This is a genomic window from Staphylococcus sp. 11007852 (genome assembly GCF_011394325.1).
Taxonomy (GTDB): Bacteria; Bacillota; Bacilli; order Staphylococcales; family Staphylococcaceae; genus Staphylococcus; species Staphylococcus agnetis.
The window spans coordinates 1-6170 of the sequence record NZ_JAANBJ010000036.1; the positions used below are offsets into that span (position 1 = coordinate 1).

Genomic DNA, 6170 nt, shown 5'->3' on the forward strand with positions numbered 1-6170 from the left:
TTATTTTTAAGTTGTAGCTGGATATTAACATCTATATTTTTAATAGCATCAACGTCAAATAAATTTGTCGTCAAGTCTTTAGGTTTTAAATCCACCGTTTTCACTTCGCCATTTTTGAAATGGACTTTATATTTAGCAGGTTTTGCTTTGTTAAGAGTATTTTCATCAATACCTCGTTCTGATTTTAATGCTAATGTTACCTTCTGGTTAATGTCGTAATAACTCACTAGACCATCTTTCGAAAAAGCAAAATCTGTCAGACTTAGTGCAGTCATACCATTAAAAGTAACTGTATATGGCACCGTATTTGTTTTAAAATGGTGATCATACTGTGCAGGAGAACCCTCGTTATTTACTAGAGTAGCTCCAATTGTTGTTAAAATACCAAGTACGAGTGTTGCAGTGACTCATGATTTTAAGTTCATCATAAGCATTTACTTTATATTTTATTTGATATCGAGATCATAACGTTTTGACATTGTATTTGGAACCATCAAAATAATAAAAATAAATTAACGTTTAATATATATATATATATCGATTCTTCAAGTTTTATTTGAATAAATACTTACATAAATAATAATTTCTTAATGAATATACTAATATTAATGTTCCTTTAATTAAATATTAAGGATAATAAAGCATATGAAAGTGTATAATAAGAAATAATAGTGCTATTATAATAATTTTAAGGATAGTGAACAATATGAAAATTAAAATATTAATCACAAGTGTGATCGTCTTATCTACGATTGTCATCACGACTTGTTTTCAAAATATACAAGCACAAGAAGCTATGGGTTCGAGTACAAACGTTAATACCCTAACAGATGAAAACGGGAAGCGATTTGCCAAATACTCTCCAGACAACACACTTTACTGTTCAACTACAATGGTTACAGCGAATATAGGAATAACCTCAAGGCATTGTGCTGGTTCAAAATATAAAGATGGATATATAGGCGCTGTTTATCCTGGACAATCTGGTGTCAGTACACCTTACGGAATGATGAATATCAGCACATATATACCTAATGTGGGTATTGAAGACATCGCTATCATAAAAGGTAAGAAAGAAGATCAAAGTCCAGATTATGCACATTATATGCAAGATTTGAAAACAATAGAAGTAAATGCTTGGAGTGAAGAAAAGTTAAGAAGCTTAAAAGGTCAAAAAGTCTATTCTTATGGATATCCTGGAAATTCTATAGGTTCACAGCAAGTTAGATCAGAAGGAGAAATCACAGACTATAATCCTGTCACAAAAGTACTAACAACAAGCATACCTACAGTAGAAGGACAATCTGGTTCGGGAGTGTTTTTAAAAGAGGGAAACCAATTCCTTGGTGTTCTCTATTCCAGAACTTTAGATAACAAAGGCAATGTAGCACCAATTGATGAAAGGCTAAAAGCATGGTTTGATAAAAATACAAGTCAATAAAATTATCAATTCATTTGATGAGATAATTATAAAAGGAAAGAGGTAAAATAATGAAAGTTAAATTATGTTCTTTATTATTAACTACAGCAACTTTAATTGGTTTATATAGCGCGAGTACAACGTCTGCAGCAGAAACTGGAACTAAAGAAATAGTAAATAACACGAGAAGTGACGAAATTGGAAGACGGGTAGCTCTTTTTGATGGTCCGAATGGACATACATGTACGGCTACAATGTTGACACCAAACTTTGGATTGACAGCTGCACATTGTGGAAATGGTATTAAAGAGGATGGAGCCGGTAAAGTATCTCCAGCTCAATCAGCATTGCAAACCCCTTTTGGCTCAATGGGAATATCTTTGTTTAATCCTTATGTAACGAAAGATATAGCTTTTATATATGGTAAAAACAGCGATAAAGATACGTCATATAAATATTATGAAAAAGAATTTGCTAAAACCGAAATAAAGTTAGACGGCTTTACTAAAGAACAATTAGAAGCTATGAATGGAAAAAAAGTTTATTCTTTTGGTTATCCCTATGACTATGATGGTTATAAACAGTATAAATTCACAGGCGAAATCACTCATGCAGATGACAATTCTATACGTACAACATTGCCTTCAGCGGGAGGTCAATCGGGGTCTGCTCTTTTCTTAAAAGATACTAACGAACTAATTGGTGTACTAGTTGCAGGGGGAGGGGATATAAACAGTGGAAATGGTTCGATATATCAACCTATAACAAAAGAAATATCGAGTTGGTATAAAACTAAAAAAGATCTCATAGAAAATCCCCCTGGCAATTAAATGGTTCTGTGGCAAGGTCAGTATTATCGTGCAATTTTAATAAACAAGGACACTATACGTTGGTATTACATAATGAAGAATTCACTAAAAGGTATTGAATGTATTTATGGATTATATAAAAAGAACCTCAGATTTCTTCAGATCTACGGGTTTTCGCCATGCCGTGTAATTAGCATCATGCTAGCTAGTTAATACGAAGTATTATTTTAAACATAAGGTTAGATACTTATCTTTCTAACTTTGCAACAGAACCGAATTAGAGCTACCTAGTGTTTAAATAGGTAGCTCTTTTTAATTGCAACTTATAACTCATTAATAAGCGGACAATAATAATATACAAGATTTGTATTATTATTACTAGTCATAAATTTTAAAATTATGCAATGATATTGATGTTCGTTAAGAATGGTTGTTGTTATTTTTGTTTTCCAAATCAAGCTTCTTACTATTATACCAGCTTGCTATATCTTGTGTTATAGGTTGTAATATAGCTGTTTTATTTCCTCGGCCGCCTTGTATTAACACGCCAATTATATCTTTACTATTTTCTAAAAATACGGCAGAACCTGATTGGCCACCATATGAAGGCATTGTAGTGTGAATAGCATTTTCATCTGCAAATGTGATCTTTCCTTCGAATTTATACTGTTTATGACCATCGTAATTATAAGGGTAACCAAAAGAATATACTTTTTTCCCTACTAGCTTCGATAAATCGTCTTTTGTAAAACCTTTTAACTTTATCTCATTCCCAGCAAATGTTGACTCATAATTACTATATGAGGTATCTTTATCAGAATTACGGCCATAAATTAAAGCAATATCTTTATTTGAGTAAGGGTTAAATAAAGTTATATTCATTGACCCATATGGCGTCTCAAGGGCTGACTGTGCAGGATATATTTTACCCACAAATTCATTTTGTTTAAAGCCATTTCCGCAGTGCGCGGCTGTTAAGCCAAAATTTGGAGTAAGCATTGTAGCTGTACATGGTCCACTAGGTCCTTCAAAAATACCGACTCGTCTTCCTATTTCATCACTTTGAGTATTAGTTACTATAGTTTTAGTCCCATCTTCCATTGCAAGAGTGGTATTAAAAGAAAACAAACCACTAAAAGTTATAACTGCTAATAATAGTTTAATCACTTTGTTTTTCATTATATTATCTCCTTAATGATTTTTGATGTGTGATGATGAGGTTTATTAATATGTAGCTTTCGTGTTATCGTCAAACCATTTTTTTAATCTTTCATCTATAGGTGCAACTTGACCATTACCATTTGATTTTTTTCCATAAAGAACTCCGAGAAATTCATCATTTTCTTTTAAAAAAACTCCTGAACCAGATTGGCCTTCTACAGTAGGAATAGTTGTAGTTAGGACTTGTGTGTAAGGGTCAAAGTCTATTATTTGACCTTCAGACTTAACTTGAGGTGATCCAACGAGGTCAGAGGGGTATCCGTATGAATAAACTTCTTTACCTATCAAACCTCTTAACTCTTCAAATTTACGACCTTTTACATCGATTTTAAAGTCTTTTATATATTGTTTATAGTCATTGGATTTGTTAGACTCTTTACCCTTAAGAATAGCGATATCTTGAGAAGCATCTGGAATATATGTAGTAATGTCCATCTTTCCAAAAGGAGTCCTTATTCCAGATTGACCGGGATATATAGACCCTATATCACCTTCTATTTTCTTTTTGCCTGCACAATGCCTTGACGTTAAGGCTATATTAGGAGCAATTAAAGTAGCCGAACAGTATAGAGAATTATCAGGTGAATATTTTGCAATCATTTTACTTTTGTTATCTTTTAAAGTATCTACAGGTGTTCTCGTCCCAGTATTTTCTTGCGCAAGTACGGATTGTGTATCAAGTGTTGTTGCAATAGTAGATAATGCTATAACGCATGCTAAAAGTAACTTAACTTTCATGATGTTCATCACAACCTTTATTTTTATTAGATTCATTAATTAACCTATACATATATTATAAAATAATAAAGTTTAAAATTGCTTAATTATTTATTAACAGATCCTTAATTATACCTTACAGTTAGTCGGAATTTTATGAAAAAAGGAGTTTTTTATCACAAGAGCGAACGTATGTTCTATAATGGTATGTAAGAGAGGAGTGTCTTAAATGGGTTCTGTTGCAAAGTTAAATTAGTATACAAAGCTATGCAAAATCAATATATTAAATGCCAGCATAATAACATATTACTAGGGCCTATTTAGCTGTTTTTTCATTTCTTTGTAATTTATATTACATGATTTTCAACTTTGCAACAGAACCAAAGAGAATAAGTTAAAAGGTATTTAATTTAAAGTATGTAACTGAATAAGTATAGACATAAATAAGAGGGCACATAACCGAATAATATAGTAACATGTAACAAGTTACAAAATACCCTGTTGTTTTGATTATTCCTTTAACCATAATTATTAAAATGAATGTTCTCTAAATTGAATAGAACTGATTATTTACTATTCCAAAAGCATATCAAATTGTGTCTATTGAAAATGAAAGTATCACGGGTATTGGAACTCATAAAGAACTATTAAAAAAACACAAAACAAATATTACTTGTTGAATCATAGGATATATGCAAAATATTTAATATATTTAAAATTTTTTACTATAAGGAGGTGGTTTTGTGAAATTTCTTGAAATTTTGGGAACTATAATGGGAATTTGTATAGTTGTTTTCCCGCTATCAGCTATAGGAATGACGATCTATGAATTTTCAAAACCATATGAGTCACGCTCTTTTTTCATCCCTATAATACTCATTGTACTCTTTATTTTATGTAGTATAGGCTTGATATTTATTGCTAACATTTTACAGTAACCAGTATGATACTTTTAACTGTGGTCTCTTTTTACACGGTTCATCATATATTCAAACTCTTTGATGTTTTGGATTTCTCCCCTCAATGTGACGTCGATCTTTATCAATCAAGGTAAATAAAGATGAATAATGAAATTAGTTATATGTTATTCAACTTTAGAACCTTAAATCAAGTAGGCCACCTCTAATTTAACCGATAGAATTTGATCTGTAATTATCGTTTGCGACATACCGGAATAAATTATATCCATGAGGCCTCATTAATTTTAATTAATGAGGTTTATTTTTGTTTTGTAACAAAAATGACCGAATAAATATAAATAAGAGGAAACATAACCGAACAATATAGTAACATGTAACAAGTTACATAATTTCAGGTCGCCATGATGATTCTATTGATTTCTCTAATTTTAGATTTTGGTCTTTTTTCGCTAGCTTGATCCTGTGTGTACATTTCAAAGTTGTTCACTTTTGCTATCTTTTGTAAGATCTTCTATGCCTATTCTGTTTTTTTCGTATTTTGAGATCTTATTTTCGCTTATAGATCTTTCCTCTGATCTCTACATCGATGGCAAGTGCTACAAGTTCATCATCTTGAATTTCCGCTATAATTCTATATTTTCCAACTCTATACCTCCAAGGATTAGATAATTCTTCTTGTAAGGCTTTACCATGCAATCTTGGGTTATCAGAATTATGAACATTATTATATAACCATTTCAATAGAATGTTTCTTGTCGTTTTATCTATTTTACTTAAGGTATGGAAATGCATCGTATTTCTCGGAATAATACACATATCCTAAGGCACATATTTATTTGAAAGTATGATGGTAGTGAGTAATACAAATATAAACAGAAAAGAGAAATTATAGGCTCTATAAAGAAAAATTAAATGAAGCGTAAATATTAATAAGATAATTAGGGTACGTGGACTTAATAGAACATTAAAAAAGATAGCTACGAAAGTTGTGCGTATATCACGCTTTGCTCTAGGATCTTTTATTTGAGAGAGCCTTTCATTAGTTAGTTAACTAATGATGAATCTATTATTTAACAAATAATA

6 protein-coding genes and 1 pseudogene are annotated in these 6170 nt (G+C 31.1%); 3 read left to right on the forward strand and 4 right to left on the reverse strand.

From position 1 onward, the window contains the following. Positions 1-302, reverse strand: a 302-nt coding sequence (locus G8Y85_RS10635; protein WP_165805805.1) for an MAP domain-containing protein, incomplete at its 3' end; no start/stop codon positions are given. A 404-nt stretch (positions 303-706) separates the two neighbouring features. Here G8Y85_RS10635 and G8Y85_RS10640 point away from each other — a divergent pair. The 3 genes and pseudogenes from G8Y85_RS10640 to G8Y85_RS10650 all read left to right on the forward strand — a co-directional run. Continuing rightward, a complete protein-coding gene (locus tag G8Y85_RS10640; protein WP_165805806.1) occupies positions 707-1441 on the forward strand; it encodes a trypsin-like peptidase domain-containing protein in 735 nt (244 codons plus the stop codon). Positions 1442-1491: 50 nt separating this feature from the next. Then, entirely contained in the window at positions 1492-2250 is a 759-nt protein-coding gene (locus tag G8Y85_RS10645) for a trypsin-like serine peptidase (RefSeq protein ID WP_165805807.1), read from the forward strand. 75 nt (positions 2251-2325) lie between these two features. After that, positions 2326-2442: pseudogene (locus tag G8Y85_RS10650) on the forward strand (IS6 family transposase); the annotation flags it as partial. A gap of 207 nt (positions 2443-2649) precedes the next feature. On the opposite strand, the gene G8Y85_RS10655 reads toward G8Y85_RS10650, so the two are convergent. The 3 genes from G8Y85_RS10655 to G8Y85_RS10665 all read right to left on the reverse strand — a co-directional run bounded on the left by G8Y85_RS10655 (position 2650) and on the right by G8Y85_RS10665 (position 5903). Then, positions 2650-3408, reverse strand: coding sequence for a trypsin-like serine peptidase (locus G8Y85_RS10655; protein WP_165805808.1), 759 nt, complete (start codon positions 3406-3408; stop codon positions 2650-2652). 45 nt (positions 3409-3453) lie between these two features. Then, entirely contained in the window at positions 3454-4188 is a 735-nt protein-coding gene (locus G8Y85_RS10660) for a trypsin-like serine peptidase (protein WP_165805809.1), read from the reverse strand. A gap of 1445 nt (positions 4189-5633) precedes the next feature. Then, entirely contained in the window at positions 5634-5903 is a 270-nt protein-coding gene (locus G8Y85_RS10665; RefSeq protein ID WP_143564836.1) for a type II toxin-antitoxin system RelE family toxin, read from the reverse strand. Between the last annotated feature and the right edge of the window lie 267 nt (positions 5904-6170).